The sequence below is a fragment of the Mycobacterium sp. E2699 genome (assembly GCF_001666745.1).
GTDB lineage: Bacteria > Actinomycetota > Actinomycetes > Mycobacteriales > Mycobacteriaceae > Mycobacterium.
This window is the reverse complement of sequence record NZ_LZJH01000025.1, coordinates 1-15,332: the sequence shown is the minus strand read 5'-3', so window position 1 is coordinate 15,332 and position 15,332 is coordinate 1. Positions and strand designations below refer to the sequence as shown.

Here is a 15,332-nt window from a genome sequence, read left to right as displayed (position 1 = left end):
GCGGGTCAGCCGTAGCCCCAGAATGGGTCAGGCCTGCGGGCCCTCCGACGGCGGCCAGTGCGAACCCGGCGACGCATCCCCGGGCTCGGCGTGCTCGCCGCGGGCCAGCGGCACCCACTGCTCGGTCGGCGCGGGCTGCTTCGACGACGGGAAGTCCCGCAGATTGCCCGACGGCTTGGCGTCCCACTTGGCGAACGTCAACGGAGTCTGCAGCCAGCAGTGCAACAGGTTGTAGGCGGCCTCCAGCGACTCGATGTGGGTCCGTTCCCAGCCGTGGCTGCCGTCGACCCCGAAGCCGACCAGCGCGGCCCTGGTCTCCGCGCCCGCCTCGATCGCTGCGGCGGCGTCGGAGCGGTAGTAGCGGAACACGTCCCGCACGAAAGGAATGTCGTGCTCCTCGGCGAGCCGGCAGAGCTTGCGGGTCAGGTGGTAGTCGAAGGGGCCGTGCATGTCGGCCATCGGGATGGTCACGCCGTCCTCCACGGAATGCTGGCCGGGTGCGCACACCGCGTTGTCCACCGAGACCAGTTCCGCGACATCCGCGGGCAGGCCGTGGCTGGCGCCGTGACCCACCTCCTCGGTGATCGTGATCATGATCGTGGTGCGGTGCGGCAGCACCACCTTGTTCTCCGAGATGTTCTTGGCGAGCGTGAGTGCGATTGCGACACCGGCCTTTCCGTCGAGGTGACGGGAGACGATGAAGCCGTCGGCGGTGAGTTCGGGGCTGGCGATCAGCGCGACGAAGTCACCGACGTTCAGGCCGAGGCGCACCAGGTCCTCCCGCGACGACACCTTGCGGTCGACGCGGACCTCGACGTGTTTCCAGTCGGTGGGTTGGGTGTCGATCTCGTCGCCGAACGCGTGCCCGCTGGACTTGAGCGGCAAGACGGTGCCGGTGATGAACTCGTCGGGGTCGTCGCTGAAGATCCGCACCCGGGCGCCCGTGGCGAACCGGGCCGAGAAGGTGCCGACCGGAATCAGCTCCAGGCGGCCGTTGTCCTTGAGGCTGCGCACCATGCAGCCGATGGTGTCCGCGTGAACGGCCAGCGCCCGGTCGGTGGTCGCGGACTCCCCCGGCAGTTCGGCGGTCAGCGCACCCCGGCGGGTCAGGGTGAACGGCACGCCAAAGTCGTCGAAGATGTCGCCGATCAGCTGCATCACCGCATCCGTGCGCCCCGAGGGGCTCGGGGTCTGCAGCAGCGCGAGCAGAGTGTCGATCATCCACGCGCGGTCGGCCTCAGCCATGGCCGCGGTTTGGTGCACCGTGTCTCCTTTCGGGTTCGTCGGGATTCGCGTTCAACCTACCGGGTGACGGGACTTGACCGCCCGGCAGGCGCATGGCGACCAATCACCTTTTTCTTCTTCATTGCAGCCGATCCAAGTTAGGCTCCTCGATGTCCGGCTTACATCGCGCATGAGGAGCCCGCTATGAAAGTGGATGCGGAAGGACACCAGGAGGAAGACGTCCGCCGGCTGCGGCAGTTCGATGCGTTCGACAAGTTCTCGGATGATGAGCTGCACCGTCTCGTCGGAGCGGCGCACCGCATTGCGCGGTCCAAGCCGTGGCCGCTCATTTTGGAGCAGACTCCGTCGGACGCCTGCTACATCATGCTCAGCGGGGAGGCCGGGGTGTACGTCGGCCAGGACCGCATTGCCGTGTTGGGCCCGGGCGAGGTGATCGGCGAATCCGTGCTCCGCCGGGGGCAACTCCGTTCCGCGACGGTGACGACGACCGGGCCGTCGGAGGTGCTTCGCATCGAACGCGACGAGCTTGCCCGCCTGCTCGAGGAGATGCCCGTCCTGCGCGAGACGATGGACGCGACCGTCGCCCGACATGAGCCGGTGGTCCGTGCGCAGGGTAAGCCAAAACCAGAGCGCTGCAAGGTAAATGCGTCGGTCCCGGCCGACCTGGTCGAGCGGTTCGAGGAGGCCGCCACCACCGCGGGTATGAGTGTCACCACGGCACTCGAGGACGCGCTCACGCAGTGGATCGCCGCCCGCTAGGACGCGTATTCCCTCTGCGAGATGAGTTCGGCGAGCGCGAGGATGCGCTGGGCGTCGCGCACGTGCAGGCTTTCGATCATCCGGCCGTCAACGGTGATGACGCTGTTCCCCGCGGCCTCGGCCTGCTCGTAGGCCGAGACGATCTTGCGGGCGTCGGCCAGCTCCTGTTGCGACGGGCCGAACAGCTCGTTGGCCGGGGCGATCTGGGATGGATGAATGAGGGTCTTGCCGTCGAACCCCAGCTCGCGACCTTGCCGCGCCTCGGCACGAAAGCCGCCCTCGTCGGTGATGTCGTTGAAAACCCCGTCCAGTACGGTCTTTCCGGCCGCCCTCGCGCCCAACACGGCCAACGACAAGGCCGTCAGCACCGGCGCGCGTCCGGGTACGTGCAGACCGTGTAGCTCGTTCACGAGGTCGTTGGTGCCCACCACCAACGCGGCCAACCGATCGCTGGCCGACGCGACCTCCTCCGCTCTCAGGAAGGCGCGGGGCGTTTCGATCATCACCCACAGCCTCATGGCCGCGGGCGCGCCGAGCTCGTCGAGCACCGCGGCCAGCGCTTGGACCTGCCGGCCCGTCTCGACCTTCGGCACGAGCACACCATCGGCCGGCGAGCCGGCCACCGCGGCCAAATCATCGTCGTGCCAGTCGGTGTCCAGGCCGTTGACGCGCACCACGACCTCGCGCGGGTGGTAGCTCTTCCCCTTGATCGCGTCGCACACCCTGGCCCGCGAGTCGGCCTTGGCGCCGGGTCCCACGGCATCTTCCAGGTCGAAGATCAACACGTCGGCCGGCAGCGTCTTGCCCTTCTCCAGCGCCCGGGAGTTGTTGCCGGGCAAGTAAAGGGCAGATCTGCGCGGGCGCAGCGCCGCCGACTCGCGGTGTTCAACGTCCACGCGGCAAGGTTATGCGGTGCCAGCGGGCGCGGCCCAGCCGGAGTGCCGGCGGGCGGAGGCCCGGCTAGAAAATCAGCGGCGGCAGGTTCCCGAACAGCGGAATGACGCCGAACTGCGTCCCCTGGAAGAAGAACTCCAAACCCAAGGTGGTCAACGACCCTCCGGTTATTCCGCCCGGCAACGCTCCGTTCACCGACAGTGCCGCGTAACCAATCGGCGTGAGTCCACCGAGGGATGCCCCGAACACGCCGTTGGGTGAGATGAACTCGCTCCCGGTGGCCGAGAACCATGTGACGGGACCGAGTGCGGTATTAGCGGTGCCGGTACCGTTCACCGCCAACCCGACGCCGCCGGTCGCGGGAAAGGACGGGATGCCGTTCAGCGACAACGACCCCAGCTGTCCCAACGGACCGTTCAGCGTGACGAGCTCACTTACGCCTCCCGGGGTCGCGCTTATCGCGAACTGGAACGGACCGAAGCTCTGGGTGATCGTTTGCGCCGCGACGGCGGCGGCCGCACCCCCGCTCGGCTGGCCGGGGCCGATCAACGGGTGGCCCAGCAGCGCCTCCGCTGGCGTATTCAACGCATTCACCAACGTTTGCTCGGCATTGGCGACTTCGGTACTCAGGTATTGCGCGGCGCCGCCGCTCAAGAGCTTCACAAACTCGTCGTGAAAGACCGCCGCCTTGGCGCTGATGGCCTGGAATTCTTGACCGTGGACACCTAAAAGCGCCGTGATGGCCGACGAGACTTCATCGGCGGCCGGCGCGGCTATTGCGGTTGTTTGACCCGCCGCCATGCTGGTGGCGCTGCGCAGCGCGGATCCCAGGTTCTCCAAGTTGCCACTGGCCGCCGATACGGCGTCCGGCGCGATGCTCAGCAATGACATGATTCCGCCCTCCCTCGAACAGTCCGCTCACGAAACGCCTCGACATTTGGCGATCGGCGAATCGTAACAGTCGGGGATGGATTACCGGGCCGAATCGCTATCAATCGTTCTCGGGTTAATGGTAAACGTGGCAATACTAGAAGTTTGCTGCGACCTGCTTTTTCGGCCACTGGGGCGGGAGTTTTGCGACAACCGATCACTGCCGGTCGTGTAGGGAGTCGATCGCGCGGTAGATACGCTGCTCGCTGACCGGCCGCGGGGTGCCGAGCTGCTGGGCCCACAGGCTCACCCGCAGCTCCTCGATCTGCCCGCCGATGTCGCGGACATCGGCGGCTGCCGCACGTGCGGGCGGCAGCGCGCGCACGAGTTCGTCGTAGGCGTCCTGCACCGCGCGCACCCGCCGCATCCGCCCGCGGTCGGCGTCGATCCCGTGCGGCAACCGGTCGAGGCGCCGGCGAATCGCCGTCAGGTACCGTGCGAGGTCTGCGAGGTGCGCGCGTCCGGTGGCGGTGACGAAACCGGGCGGCAACAGCCGCTGCAGCTGGGACCGGACGTCGGCGACCGCGTCGGCCTGGGCCGGTGGCGGTTGCGCCGGCAATGCGAGTTGCGCTTCGTGCCAGGCCGACAGCACCTTTTCGACGCGGCCCATTACGTCGACGGTCGTCGGCAGCAGGGCCTCCGCCACCCGATCGCGCAGCGCGCCGAACTCGTCGCGCGTCCACACCGGCCGGGCCATTAGCGCGTCAACCGCGGCGTCGGCGCAGTCGTCGAGCAACGCGGACAGGGAGCCGTCCGGGTTCGAACCGAGCGCCAGGCGCGTCCTCGGATCCAGTTGGCGCTCCACCGGTTTGACGGGCGACGCCACGCTCAGCCGCAGCAGGCGTCGTGTGCCGGGCCCCATCGCCTCGTCCTGCTCGACCGACGTGGCGAACACGCGCAGGTCCACCGCCGCGCCGGCGTCGACGAACGCGGGAAAGCCGCGCACGATGCGGCCCTCGACGGTGCGCTCGACGGAGCGCGGCAGTTCGTCCAGGTCGTCGGGCCAGCCGCGCAACCCCTGTCGTTCCAGCCGGCCGGCGACCGCGCGCACGACGGCGTGCCGGGCGGGCGCGGCCAGCCGCTCCTGCAGATCCTGCAGGTCCTTGCCGCGGGCGACCTCGACGCCGTCCGCGGACTCGACCGCAAACGTCACCCGCAGGTGCGCGGGCAGCTTGTCCAGATCGAAGGCGTCGATCGGTACGAAAACACCGCTGCGACGGCGCAACTCGCGCTGCAACGCCGGCAGCAGCGGCTCGCTGCTCGGGTCGATCCCGGCCAGCACCGCGCGGGCGGCGTCCGGGGCGGGAACGAAGTTGCGCCGCAGGTCTTTTGGCAGCGAGCGGATGAGCGCGGTGATCAGGTCCTCGCGCAGCGCCGGCACCTGCCAGGCGAACTCGTCGCCACCCAATCGCGCCAGCACGTCCATCGGAATATGGACGGTGACACCGTCGTCGGCGGCGCTGGGCTCAAACCGGTAGGTCAATGGCAGCGCGACGTCGCCCGACTGCCAGCTGTCGGGTCGGTCGGCGTCGGCGGTCTCCCCGGCGCGCAGCAGGTCGTCGCGGCTGAACGTCAGCAGGTCAGGTGTCTTGTGCCGCTGCTTTTTCCACCACGTGTCGAAGTGCCGCGCCGAGACAACCTCGGCCGGGATGCGCGCGTCGTAGAGCGCGTACACCTCGTCGTCGCCGACGAGCAGGTCGCGGCGGCGTGCCCGCTCCTCCAGTTCCTCGAGCTCGGCCCGCAGCCGCGCGTTGTCGCGGAAGAAGTGATGGCGGGTCTGCCAGTCGCCCTCGACCAGCGCGTGCCGGATGAACAGCTCCCGCGCGACCGCGGGCTCGACGCGCGCGTACCCGACGCGACGGCGCGCGACCAGCGGCAGGCCGTACAGCGTCACCCGCTCGAAAGCCATCACCTCCCCGCGGCGTGCGTCCCAGTGCGGTTCGCTGTAGGTGCGCTGCACCAGGTCACCGGCCACGCGCTCCACCAGCTCGGGCTGAATGCGCGCGGCCGTGCGCCCATACAGACGGCTGGTCTCCACCAGTTCGGCCACCACGACCCAGCGCGGCGGCCGTTTGGCGAGCACCGAGCCGGGCGCCAGGACGAATCGCGAATTGCGCGCGCCCTGGTACTCGCGCCCGTCCTCGCGGCGCATGCCGACGTGTGACAGCAAGCCGGCGAGCAGCGCCGCGTGCACGCTCGCCGCGTCGGCCGGCTCGTCAGATTCAACAATGCCCAGATCGCGGGCGATGCTGCGCAGCTGCCCGACCAGGTCCTGCCACTCGCGGATGCGCAGGTAGTGCAGGAACTCGTCGCGGCACATCCGCCGAAAAGCGTTGCGCGACAATGTGGCTCGCTGCTCGCGCAGGTAGGCCCAGAGGTTGAGGTAGGAAACGAAGTCGGACGCGTCGTCGGCGAAGCGGGCATGCTTCTGGCGGGCGGCCTCCTCCCGGTCGGTGGGCCGCTCCCGCGGGTCGGGGATCGTCAGCGCCGCGGCCAGCACCAGCATCTCGCGCACGCAGCCCTCGGCGTCGGCCTGCAGGATCATCCGGCCCAGCCGCGGGTCGACGGGCAGCCGCGCCAGGCGGCGGCCGAGGTCGGTGATCGCGCCGCCCGCGTCGAACGCCCCGAGCTCCTGCAGCAGCTGAACGCCGTCGCGAACGCTGCGCCGGTCCGGCGGGTCGAGGAACGGGAAATCCTCGATATCGCCGAGCCGCAGCGCCGCCATCTGCAGGATCACCGCGGCGAGGTTGGTCCGCAGGATCTCGGGGTCGGTGTAGCGCGGTCGGCCGGCGAAGTCCTCCTCGGAGTACAGGCGGATGCACACGCCTGGCGCGGTCCGGCCCGAGCGTCCGGCCCGCTGCGCCGCCGAGGCCTGCGAGATCGGCTCGATGGGCAACCGTTGCACCTTCAACCGGCGGCTGTACCGCGAGATCCGGGCATTGCCCGGGTCGACGACGTAGCGGATCCCCGGCACGGTCAGCGAGGTCTCGGCCACGTTGGTCGCCAGCACGACGCGCCGCCCGGTGTGCGGCGCGAACACCTTCTGCTGCTCGGCGGTGGGCAGCCGAGCGTACAGCGGAAGCACCTCGGTGTGCTTCAACCCGCCCAAAGCCTCTGCGGTGTCGCGGATTTCGCGCTCGCCGGACAGGAACACCAGGATGTCCCCCGGTGGCTCGGCCTCCAGCTCATGGATCGCGTCGACGATCGCCTCGATCTCGTCGCGGATCTCGGTCCGGACGATCTCGTCGTCGGGGTCGTCGGGGTCATCCGTGACGTCCGACGACACCGGGACTTCCAGCGGCCGGTACCGGATCTCCACCGGATACGTCCGCCCGGACACCTCGACGATCGGCGCCCGGCCGAAGTGTGCCGCGAACCGTTGCGGCTCGATGGTCGCCGAGGTGACGATCACCTTCAAGTCCGGCCGGTGCGGTAACAGCTCGCGCAGGTAGCCCAGCAGGAAGTCGATGTTCAGGCTGCGCTCGTGGGCCTCGTCGAGGATCAGGGTGTCGTAGCGCAGCAGGCGGCGGTCGCGCTGGATCTCGGCGAGCAGGATGCCGTCGGTCATCAGTTTGATCAGGGTGCGGTCGCTGACCCGGTCGGTGAACCGGACGGTGTAGCCGACGGCCTCGCCGAGCGGGGTCTGCAGTTCGTCGGCGATGCGCTGGGCGACGGTGCGGGCGGCCAGCCGCCGGGGCTGGGTGTGCCCGATCGTTCCGCGGACGCCGCGGCCCGCTTCGAGGCAGATCTTGGGGAGCTGGGTGGTCTTGCCCGACCCGGTCTCGCCCGCGACCACGATGACCTGGTGCCCGCTGATCGCCGCGGCGATGTCGTCTCGCCGCGCGCTGACCGGCAGGTCGGGATAGCTGACAGCCGGGACGGCGGCGTGCCGGGCGGCGACGAGCGCCTCCGCCTCCGCGATCTGGCCGGCGAGTTGTCGAAGCTTTTCCGGTGGGGCGTCGCGGAGGTGCTTCAGGCGCCGCCCGAGGCGTGCCGCGTCGCGGGTGGTCAGGCCGTCGAGGCGATGGCGCAGATCTCCGACGGACACTCCGGCCAGGATAGGTGGCTAATCGGCGTAAGGAGTGGGAACCCTGGGTGGGAGCAGGGAGGAGGAGCTCATGCAGCGACAGGAAATCCGGTCACTCGCCGACCTCGCCGGCGAAGGCACCCGGGTGCTCACGAGCCTGGTGCGCGACACGCACGACGGCATCGCGCGCCGGGTCTTCCACTCCATCGGCCCGGTGTCGAAACCCGTACAGGTCGTTCACGACACGACCGCCGCGGCCACCTACTACGCCGTCGACCGTGCGCTGCGGGCCGCGTTGCGCGGTGCCGGTGAACTGGCCGCCGAGGCGCGCGGCGACGACGACGAAACCGTCGAGGCGGACCCGAGGGTCGCCGGTTTCATCGCCGCGCTCAACGGGATCTACGGCGATGAGCTGACCGACCGCGGGAACGGCTTCGCGCTCACCATGGGGGTGCGCCGGCGCGGCAAGCCCGTCGCGCTGGAGGCCGACGAGATCGCGGCGGCGTTCCCGGAGCCCACCGGCCGGATCGCGGTGTTCGTGCACGGCTGGTGCATGACCGAACGGTCGTGGTGGCGGCGGCCGCGCGACGGCGAGGAGGTGACGCCGTACGGCGCCAGGCTGCGCGGCGACCTCGGGTTCACTCCGGTCTACCTGCGCTACAACACCGGCCTGCACATCTCCGACAACGGGAAATCCCTGGCCGCCGTGATCGAGCGGCTGCGGGCGCTGTGGCCGGTCCCGGTCGAGGAGATCGCGCTGGTCGGTCACTCGATGGGCGGCCTGGTGGCGCGCAGCGCGTGCCACTACGGAACGCACCACCGGCACGGCTGGCCCGACGCCGTCCGCCACGTCGTCTGCCTCGGTTCCCCGCACCTGGGCGCCGACCTGGAGAAGGGCGTCAACGCCGCGTCCTGGGCGCTGGCCCGGCTGCCCGAAACCGCGGGCCTGGCGGCCTTCCTCAACGCACGCAGTTCGGGCACCAAGGACCTGCGGTATGGCGCCCTGCTCGACGAGGACTGGACCGACTGCGACCCGGACGAGTTCCTGCGCGACCGGTGCAACGAGGTCCCGTTCCTGCCCGGCGCCGCCCACCATTTCGTCGCCACCACCGCCGCCCCGGGGGCGGTCGGGGCCGTTCTCGGCGACCGGCTGGTGCGCCACAACAGCGCATCCGGGAACGGCAAGTCCCGCCAGATTCCGTTCGAGCCGGACCACGGGCTCACGCTTACCGGCCTGCACCACTTCGACCTGCTCAACCACGCCGAGATCTACGCGAAACTGCGCGACTGGCTGAGTCAGCCGCCCAGGAAGTCCATTGGCTAGCTCTTGTTTTCCCGCCATTCCCGCTCGAACGGCAACCGCCAGGCGTTGGGCGCGATCAACTGGTGAATCGCGTTGGGACCCCACGTGCCGGGCTGATACACCTTGGCGGCGGGCGGGTCGTTGAGCAGATCCTCCGAACGCTCCCACAATGATTCGATGCCCTCGGCGGTGTTGAACAGCGTGTGGTCGCCGCGCATCGCGTCGAGGATGAGCCGCTCGTAGGCCTCCAGCACATCGACGACGGTGTCGATCTCCTGCGAGGAGAACTGCATGGACAGCTTGTCCAGCTTCATGCCGGGACCGGGCCGCTTGCCGTAGAAGGACAGCGAGACCTTCGAGTTGTCGGCGAGGTCGAACGTGAGATGGTCCGGGCCTTGGGTCCCCACGCCCGACCCCGGCGGAAACATCGTCCGCGGAGCCTCTTTGAAGGCGATCGAGATGATGCGGATGCCCTCGGCCATCTTCTTGCCGGTGCGCAGATAGATCGGCACGCCCGCCCAGCGCCAGTTGTCGATGCCGACCTTGAGCGCGATGAACGTCTCGGTGTCGGAGTCCTTCGCCACCCCGTTCTCGTCGCGGTAGCCGCTGTACTGGCCGCGCACCACCTCGGTGGGCTTGATGGGGAGCATCGACCGGAACACCTTGTTCTTTTCCTCGCTGATGGCGAACGGCTCGAGCGCGGTCGGCGGCTCCATCACCACGAACGCCATCACCTGGAAGAGGTGGGTCACCACCATGTCCTTATAGGCGCCGGTTTCTTCGTAGAAGTTCGCCCGCTGATCCAGCCCGAGGGCCTCGGGGATGTCGATCTGAATGTGGTCGATGAAGTTGCGGTTCCAGATCGGCTCGAAGAGCCCGTTGGCGAAGCGGAACGCCAGGATGTTCTGGGCGGCCTCTTTGCCCAGGAAGTGGTCGATGCGGAAAATCTGTGATTCGTCGAATGTTTCGTGCACGAAGTCGTTGAGCGCGACGGCGCTGGCCAGGTCCGTGCCGAACGGTTTTTCCATGACCACCCGGGAGCGCTCGACGAGCTTCGCGTCGCGCAGCATGGTGATGACGGCGCGCGCGGCTTTCGGGGGGACCGAAAGATAGTGCAACCGCTTGACGTTGCGGTCCAGTTTGTTTTCGGCCTCGGCTACCGCGTCGGCCAGCGAATCGGGTCCGGCACTTTGCGGAACGTAAGTGATGATTTTCGCGAAGTTGTCCCACTGCTCGGGCGTGAGCTTGTGCGCGCCGAACGAGTCGATCGCGTTCTTGGCCAGCTCACGGAACTCGTCGTCGGTGAGGTCCTCGAGCGACGTCGCGACGATTTGGATATCCGGGGCAAGCTCGGACTGGTCCAGGTAGGCCAGGCCGGGGATCAGCTTGCGCTTGGCCAGATCCCCCGTCGCGCCGAACAGGACGATGACGTGGGGATCGAGCGGTTCGGCGTCGTGGCGGCGCGGGCGTTTTTCCGGCGCCGGGTACGAGATCGTTTGCGGTTTCTTGGTAGCCACCCTTGCGATACTTCCATCGTCGCGCCGTGTGTGCAGCCCTGCGTCGCGTCGGTAATTCCGGATGAGGTTACGAATCGCGCGTCGGGGTATGGAATAGCGACGGGTACCGTGGCCCGACCGTGAACGTCAATGGAAAGCGACATGACAGACCCCGACAGAGACCCAGTGAGTCACGCTCAGCACCTGGAGGACATCGTCGACGAACTCGGCGAGAAGGTCGCCAACGAGCGGGAAGCGGAAGATGTTGCCGGCAAGCCCAGCGAGCGGGAACACGCCCCCACCCGCGGCTCGATGGAGGAGCCGCCGGACTAGCCTGCCCGTCGGCTCATCGACCGCGCCAGGCGAGCATCCTCTCCAGCTCGGAGAAGTCGTAGCCGTCGCCATCCGGGTGGATCTCGGTGGTGAACAGGGTGACGCCCTCGTCGACGAAGGAGTCGGCGGTCTTCGCGTCGGTCCAGCCCATCCCCCGTTCGATCGCGGCCTCATCGCGCCCGGCCTCCGCCGCGAGGCGTTTGAGCAGTTCGTTCTTGCGACGGAATTCGTCGATGGGTTCGAAGCTGTGCCAGATGTCGGCGTGGCGCGCCGCGGTCGGAATCGTCCGCCGCTCCCCACCGCCGCCGATGAGGATCGGGATGCGTCGCACCGGGCCCGGCGTCAGGTGAGCGAGCCGATGTTCGATGCGCGCGAGGCCTTCGTCGAATTGGTCCATCCTCGACCGCACGCTGCCGTAGTCGTAGCCGTAGACCGTGAAGTCCTTCCAATACCAGCCCGCCCCGAGGCCGAGGATCAGCCGGCCCCCGCTGATGTGGTCGACCGTGCGGGCCATGTCCGCGACGAGGTCGGGGTTGCGGTACGGCATGCCGGTGACGAGCAGACCGATCTCGGCGCGCGTGGTGATCTCGCCCCAGGAAGCCAGCGCCGTCCACCCTTCGAAGTTGTTGACCTCCGGCTGTTCATCGTGCAGCTGCGGGACACCGCCGACGATGTCGACGAAGGGCTTGTGAAAGTGGTCGTAGCCGAAGATGGCGTCGGCGCCGAGCTCTTCGGCGTCCAGCACCGCCTGCCGCCAGGTGCGGTAGTCCGGCGTCCCCCCGGGCCACAACTGGACGCCGATCCGCACGTGGTGGGGCCTGGTGTCGCTGGCTGAGTCGGTCATCTTTGCCTCTCGTCCTGGTGTCGACGCCGATCTTGGCCGTCGGGCCGGGCGCTTGCACTAAAAACTGAGCGAATGCGCAGTTCCTTCCCGCCGGCGTGAGGTGTCCACGCTGGTCGATGAGCTCCGCGGTTTTTCAGCGGCCCGACGCTGAGGGATCGTAGAACCGTGGATCAGCCCCTGCGCGCCGAGTTGAGCCGGGTCGTGGGTGATGGCGGTCCGGGCGCCGATGATGCCGCGATCGCTCTGGGCGACGGGCCGCTGAGGCAACGACTGAAATGTGCGCTGCGCGCGTTGGCTCACCATCGCGGACCGGGCAGCAGCACCTGCCCGTCGGATGCCGCGCGGGCCGTCGGGGGTCAGGGATGGCGCGAATTGATGGCCGACACCCGAGAGGTCGCGCGGGAGCTGGCGAGATCTGGTCAGTTGGAGATCACACAGCGCGGGAAAGTGCTGGATCCCGACGGCAACTGGCACGGACCCGTCCGCATCCGGACTCCGCGCTGACCGGGCCGGCGCCGGCATGTCCGCTAGGCGGCGGCTGGCGGCCCGACCCACGTCGTGAGGGCGTCGGCAAGTCCGACCTGGGTCCGCTCCCCCACCCAGGCGACGTATCCGTCGGGCCGGATCAGCACGGCGGTTGGCGCGGTCACCGTGCCCAGCGCCGGGAGATCCCAGGCCCCAAGGTATTTGGCGTCAACCGATTTGACCCGACCCTCGCGGGCGCCGAGATCGCAAGCCTGCTCGCCGAGATTGAGCAGCACGGGTCGCGCGTCGCGCAGCAGGGTGAACACCCGCGTCGCGCCGTCGGGGGTGACCACCTCCAGGTCGGGCATGCGGCGCCCCAGCAGTGGGTGCCCCTCGCCCAGGTCGTAGTGGATGTCCAGGCCCGACATCATCGCACCGAATCGCCGCCGCGGCTCGTCCATGCCGAGGAGCTCGGACATGCTGTCGCGCAACGCCGTCAGGCGCTCGTCGGGACGGAGGAGGCTCATCTGCGCCATCGCGTTGCGCAGCACGCGAGCCCCGACCGGGTGCCGTTCGGCGTGGTAGCTGTCGAGCAACCCGTCGGGCGAGGTTCCCTTGACCACCTGGCCCAGCTTCCACCCAAGATTCACCGCATCCTGTACACCGGTGTTGAGGCCCTGCCCGCCTATCGGGTGATGCACGTGGGCGGCGTCGCCGGCCACCAGGACCCGCCCCGCGCGATATGCCGCCGCCTGCCGCGCCGCGTCGGTGAACCGCGAGATCCAAGTGGGGCTGTGTATCCCGTAGTCGGTCCCGTATACGGCGACGAGCGCCTCGCTCAGCTCGCGGAGGGTCGGATCGCCGGTGCCGCCCACCGTCCGCTCGGTCACCATGACCCGCACCGGCCCCCCGTCCTCCGGCCTGCTGAGCGAATGGACGCCGAGGCCGTCGTGCCGGATGCCCCATTCCGGCTCGCCGTCGCCCGCCATCTCGACCTCGGCGAGCAGGTAGCTCGTCGTCGGATCCCATCCCGGGAAGTCGATGCCGACGGCCTTACGGACCGCGCTGCGTCCGCCGTCGCACCCGACTACGTACCGGGCGCGCAGGAACCGGCCGTCGGACAGCGCCACGTCGACGCCGGTGTCGTCCTGGGCGACGGAGGTCACCTCGCATCCGCGATAGATCGGCACCGTAAGCTCGTCGACCCAACCGGCCAGGATCCGCTCGATGTGGGTCTGCCAGAGCGCGAGCCCGTAGGGGTGCCGGGTGGGAAAGTCGCTGATGTCCAATCGAATCTGGGCGTACCCCGCGACCTGCGCCACCTGACCCTCGGCGAGGAACCGGTCGGCGATCCCGCGCTGATCGAGGACCTCGATGGTGCGCGAATGCAATCCGCCCGCCCGCGCGCCGATCAACTCCTGGCTCGCGCGGCGTTCGACAATGGCGGCGTCGACCCCCGCCAGCGCCAACTCGCCGGCCAACATCAACCCGGTCGGGCCTCCCCCGGCAATCACCACCGCGTGGCTTTCCTCCACCGCTGACAACGCACTCATTTCGCAACCCCCGATTCGCTCCGATTCCGCTTCGACCAGCGATTTTGCGGCATGACCCCGGTCTTGCCGCAAGCCCCCGGGTGCGTAATATGTTGAAGTGGGACGGATTAAAACCGTCCCCTCCTTTTGCGGACATCGCTCGACCCATCCATTACGGTTCAGATAATCGGGGGCGCGCTCCCATATCGGCGATGAAACAATTGGCAGCGCCTCCGCATAGCCGCAGCTGATCAGAGAGAGACGGGATGGGTCTTCGCCTCGCAGGCCCTTTCGGCCGTCGGGTCACTGGCCGACAGCAATTGCGGCTGCGCGCCGATTCGGGAAGCGGCTTTTACGGCAAACACCAGGTCCGGCTGCTCCGGATCTACCTGAGCGCCACCACTTTTCTCTACGCATACGGCGTCTTGTTCTCGCTTTTCCCGATCCACCGGGGCCTGACGTACGGCAGTCCGGCCGGGGGCATCGTGGCGATCGCCCTCGGGGCGGCGGCGCTGGGGTGGCTGGGCGTCCGGCCCGACAAACCCGCGCCGGCGACGGCCGCCGCGATCGCGGCGACGCCGATCGTGATGGCTTTCCACATCGCGATCACCGCCGAATTCGCCTGCCTGATCGCGCCGATGTTCCTGGCGATGTACCTGCGCGCCTTCTACTCGCCACGCCGGGGGACGCTTCTGGTCGGCGTGCTGGCCGTGGCGTCGATTGTCGGCTTGGCGGTCTCGCATACGGCCAGGTTTTATCTCGACTACGTCATCTTCGTGGTCGCGATCGTCGGGGCCGCCGAGTCCTTCGGGTTGGTGACGCGCAGTCTGGTCGCCGCCGCTTGCACCGATCCGCTCACCGGCCTGCTGAACCGGGCCGGCTGGGAGATCGCCACCACCGACCTGCTGGCGCGAGCCCGTTCGTCGGCGGCCACCGTCACCGTCATCGCGCTCGACATCGACAACTTCAAAAGGATCAACGACACCGACGGACACGTCGCCGGGGACGAGCACTTGGTCAGCCGCGCCAGCGTGTGGCGAAAAGTGGCTCCGGCCAACGCCGTTCTGGCCAGGCTCGGCGGCGACGAATTCGCCGTGTGCATCGCGGAGCGCGCGGGCCGGGCGCCGACGGCGGCCGAGCGGTTCGTCGCCGGGGTGCGGCTGCACACACCCGGCACCAGCGTCGGCGCGGCATCGGCGCCGGGTGAAAGCGCCGACGTCGCCCAGCTGTACGCGGTCGCGGACGACCGTCTCTACGCCGCCAAGCAGAAGAGATCTCCGGAGGCCCGGGATCCCGATCTGCGCCGCGCACTGTAGAGCCGACTCGGCTCGAAACGGTAGTGCGAGCGAGTTTGGTTGTGCCGCAATCTGTTTGGGCTTTGATGTGGTGCCGTTCGCGAATCTAGTTGGTGGATGGTGGTGGTTGGGGTTGGAAGGGGTCGTACCACCACCAGTCGGCGCGTTCGCCGGTGGGTCCGGGGTAGGGCGCCACGGTGGGTGGGGGC

General features: G+C 68.7%; 13 protein-coding genes. 5 read left to right on the top strand and 8 right to left on the bottom strand.

All coding sequences use genetic code 11. The features are described from left to right. Nucleotides 1-27 precede the first annotated feature (27 nt). Nucleotides 28-1,263, bottom strand: a complete 1,236-nt coding sequence (locus A5696_RS01830; protein ID WP_067872488.1) for an osmoprotectant NAGGN system M42 family peptidase — start codon at nucleotides 1,261-1,263, stop codon at nucleotides 28-30. Nucleotides 1,264-1,428: 165 nt separating this feature from the next. Here A5696_RS01830 and A5696_RS01825 point away from each other — a divergent pair, with 165 nt between their 5' ends. Beyond that, nucleotides 1,429-2,004: a cyclic nucleotide-binding domain-containing protein gene (locus A5696_RS01825; protein WP_067872484.1), complete on the top strand. Its 576-nt coding sequence runs from the start codon at nucleotides 1,429-1,431 to the stop codon at nucleotides 2,002-2,004. Here the strand turns inward: A5696_RS01825 and A5696_RS01820 are convergent. The 3 genes from A5696_RS01820 to hrpA form a co-directional block, all read right to left on the bottom strand. After that, nucleotides 2,001-2,900, bottom strand: coding sequence for a CoA ester lyase (locus A5696_RS01820; RefSeq protein WP_231964195.1), 900 nt, complete (start codon nucleotides 2,898-2,900; stop codon nucleotides 2,001-2,003). The genes A5696_RS01825 and A5696_RS01820 overlap by 4 nt on opposite strands. A 64-nt stretch (nucleotides 2,901-2,964) precedes the next feature. Then, on the bottom strand, nucleotides 2,965-3,789 hold the full coding sequence (locus A5696_RS01815) for a PE family protein (RefSeq protein ID WP_067872481.1): 825 nt from the start codon (nucleotides 3,787-3,789) through the stop codon (nucleotides 2,965-2,967). A gap of 196 nt (nucleotides 3,790-3,985) precedes the next feature. Continuing rightward, nucleotides 3,986-7,885 carry an ATP-dependent RNA helicase HrpA gene (gene hrpA, locus A5696_RS01810; RefSeq protein WP_067872476.1) on the bottom strand — a complete coding sequence of 1,300 codons (3,900 nt, stop codon included), beginning with the start codon at nucleotides 7,883-7,885 and terminating at the stop codon, nucleotides 3,986-3,988. 61 nt (nucleotides 7,886-7,946) lie between these two features. Between hrpA and A5696_RS01805 the strand changes: the two genes are divergently transcribed. Beyond that, nucleotides 7,947-9,179, top strand: a complete 1,233-nt coding sequence (locus tag A5696_RS01805; RefSeq protein WP_067872868.1) for a triacylglycerol lipase — start codon at nucleotides 7,947-7,949, stop codon at nucleotides 9,177-9,179. Here A5696_RS01805 and zwf read toward each other — a convergent pair. Continuing rightward, nucleotides 9,176-10,675, bottom strand: a complete 1,500-nt coding sequence (gene zwf / locus A5696_RS01800; protein WP_067872474.1) for a glucose-6-phosphate dehydrogenase — start codon at nucleotides 10,673-10,675, stop codon at nucleotides 9,176-9,178. The genes A5696_RS01805 and zwf overlap by 4 nt on opposite strands. Before the next feature lie 129 nt (nucleotides 10,676-10,804). Between zwf and A5696_RS01795 the strand changes: the two genes are divergently transcribed. After that, the gene (locus A5696_RS01795) at nucleotides 10,805-10,987 is read left to right on the top strand and encodes a hypothetical protein (protein WP_067872471.1); all 183 of its coding nucleotides are present in this window, start codon (nucleotides 10,805-10,807) and stop codon (nucleotides 10,985-10,987) included. A gap of 13 nt (nucleotides 10,988-11,000) precedes the next feature. Here A5696_RS01795 and A5696_RS01790 read toward each other — a convergent pair whose 3' ends face one another. Then, entirely contained in the window at nucleotides 11,001-11,831 is an 831-nt protein-coding gene (locus tag A5696_RS01790) for an LLM class F420-dependent oxidoreductase (RefSeq protein WP_067872468.1), read from the bottom strand. Between the two features lie 165 nt (nucleotides 11,832-11,996). On the opposite strand from A5696_RS01790, the gene A5696_RS01785 reads away from it, so the two are divergent. Continuing rightward, nucleotides 11,997-12,335 carry a DUF3253 domain-containing protein gene (locus tag A5696_RS01785; protein WP_156738215.1) on the top strand — a complete coding sequence of 113 codons (339 nt, stop codon included), beginning with the start codon at nucleotides 11,997-11,999 and terminating at the stop codon, nucleotides 12,333-12,335. A 23-nt stretch (nucleotides 12,336-12,358) separates the two neighbouring features. Here the strand turns inward: A5696_RS01785 and A5696_RS01780 are convergent, their stop codons facing one another. Further along, entirely contained in the window at nucleotides 12,359-13,849 is a 1,491-nt protein-coding gene (locus A5696_RS01780; RefSeq protein WP_067872464.1) for an FAD-dependent monooxygenase, read from the bottom strand. A gap of 299 nt (nucleotides 13,850-14,148) precedes the next feature. Here A5696_RS01780 and A5696_RS01775 point away from each other — a divergent pair, with 299 nt between their 5' ends. Continuing rightward, entirely contained in the window at nucleotides 14,149-15,144 is a 996-nt protein-coding gene (locus A5696_RS01775; RefSeq protein WP_067872461.1) for a GGDEF domain-containing protein, read from the top strand. Between the two features lie 85 nt (nucleotides 15,145-15,229). On the opposite strand, the gene A5696_RS28170 is transcribed toward A5696_RS01775, so the two are convergent. Beyond that, the coding region (locus A5696_RS28170; protein ID WP_231964203.1) for a hypothetical protein at nucleotides 15,230-15,332 on the bottom strand (103 nt) is incomplete at its 5' end.

Bases quoted from the DNA above. Each gene is read 5' to 3' on its own strand.
- A5696_RS01825 (WP_067872484.1), top strand. From the start codon at position 1,429: ATGAAAGTGGATGCGGAAGGACACCAGGAGGAAGACGTCCGCCGGCTG.
- A5696_RS01815 (WP_067872481.1), bottom strand. From the start codon at position 3,789: ATGTCATTGCTGAGCATCGCGCCGGACGCCGTATCGGCGGCCAGTGGC.
- A5696_RS01805 (WP_067872868.1), top strand. From the start codon at position 7,947: ATGCAGCGACAGGAAATCCGGTCACTCGCCGACCTCGCCGGCGAAGGC.
- A5696_RS01795 (WP_067872471.1), top strand. From the start codon at position 10,805: ATGGAAAGCGACATGACAGACCCCGACAGAGACCCAGTGAGTCACGCT.
- A5696_RS01790 (WP_067872468.1), bottom strand. From the start codon at position 11,831: ATGACCGACTCAGCCAGCGACACCAGGCCCCACCACGTGCGGATCGGC.
- A5696_RS01780 (WP_067872464.1), bottom strand. From the start codon at position 13,849: ATGAGTGCGTTGTCAGCGGTGGAGGAAAGCCACGCGGTGGTGATTGCC.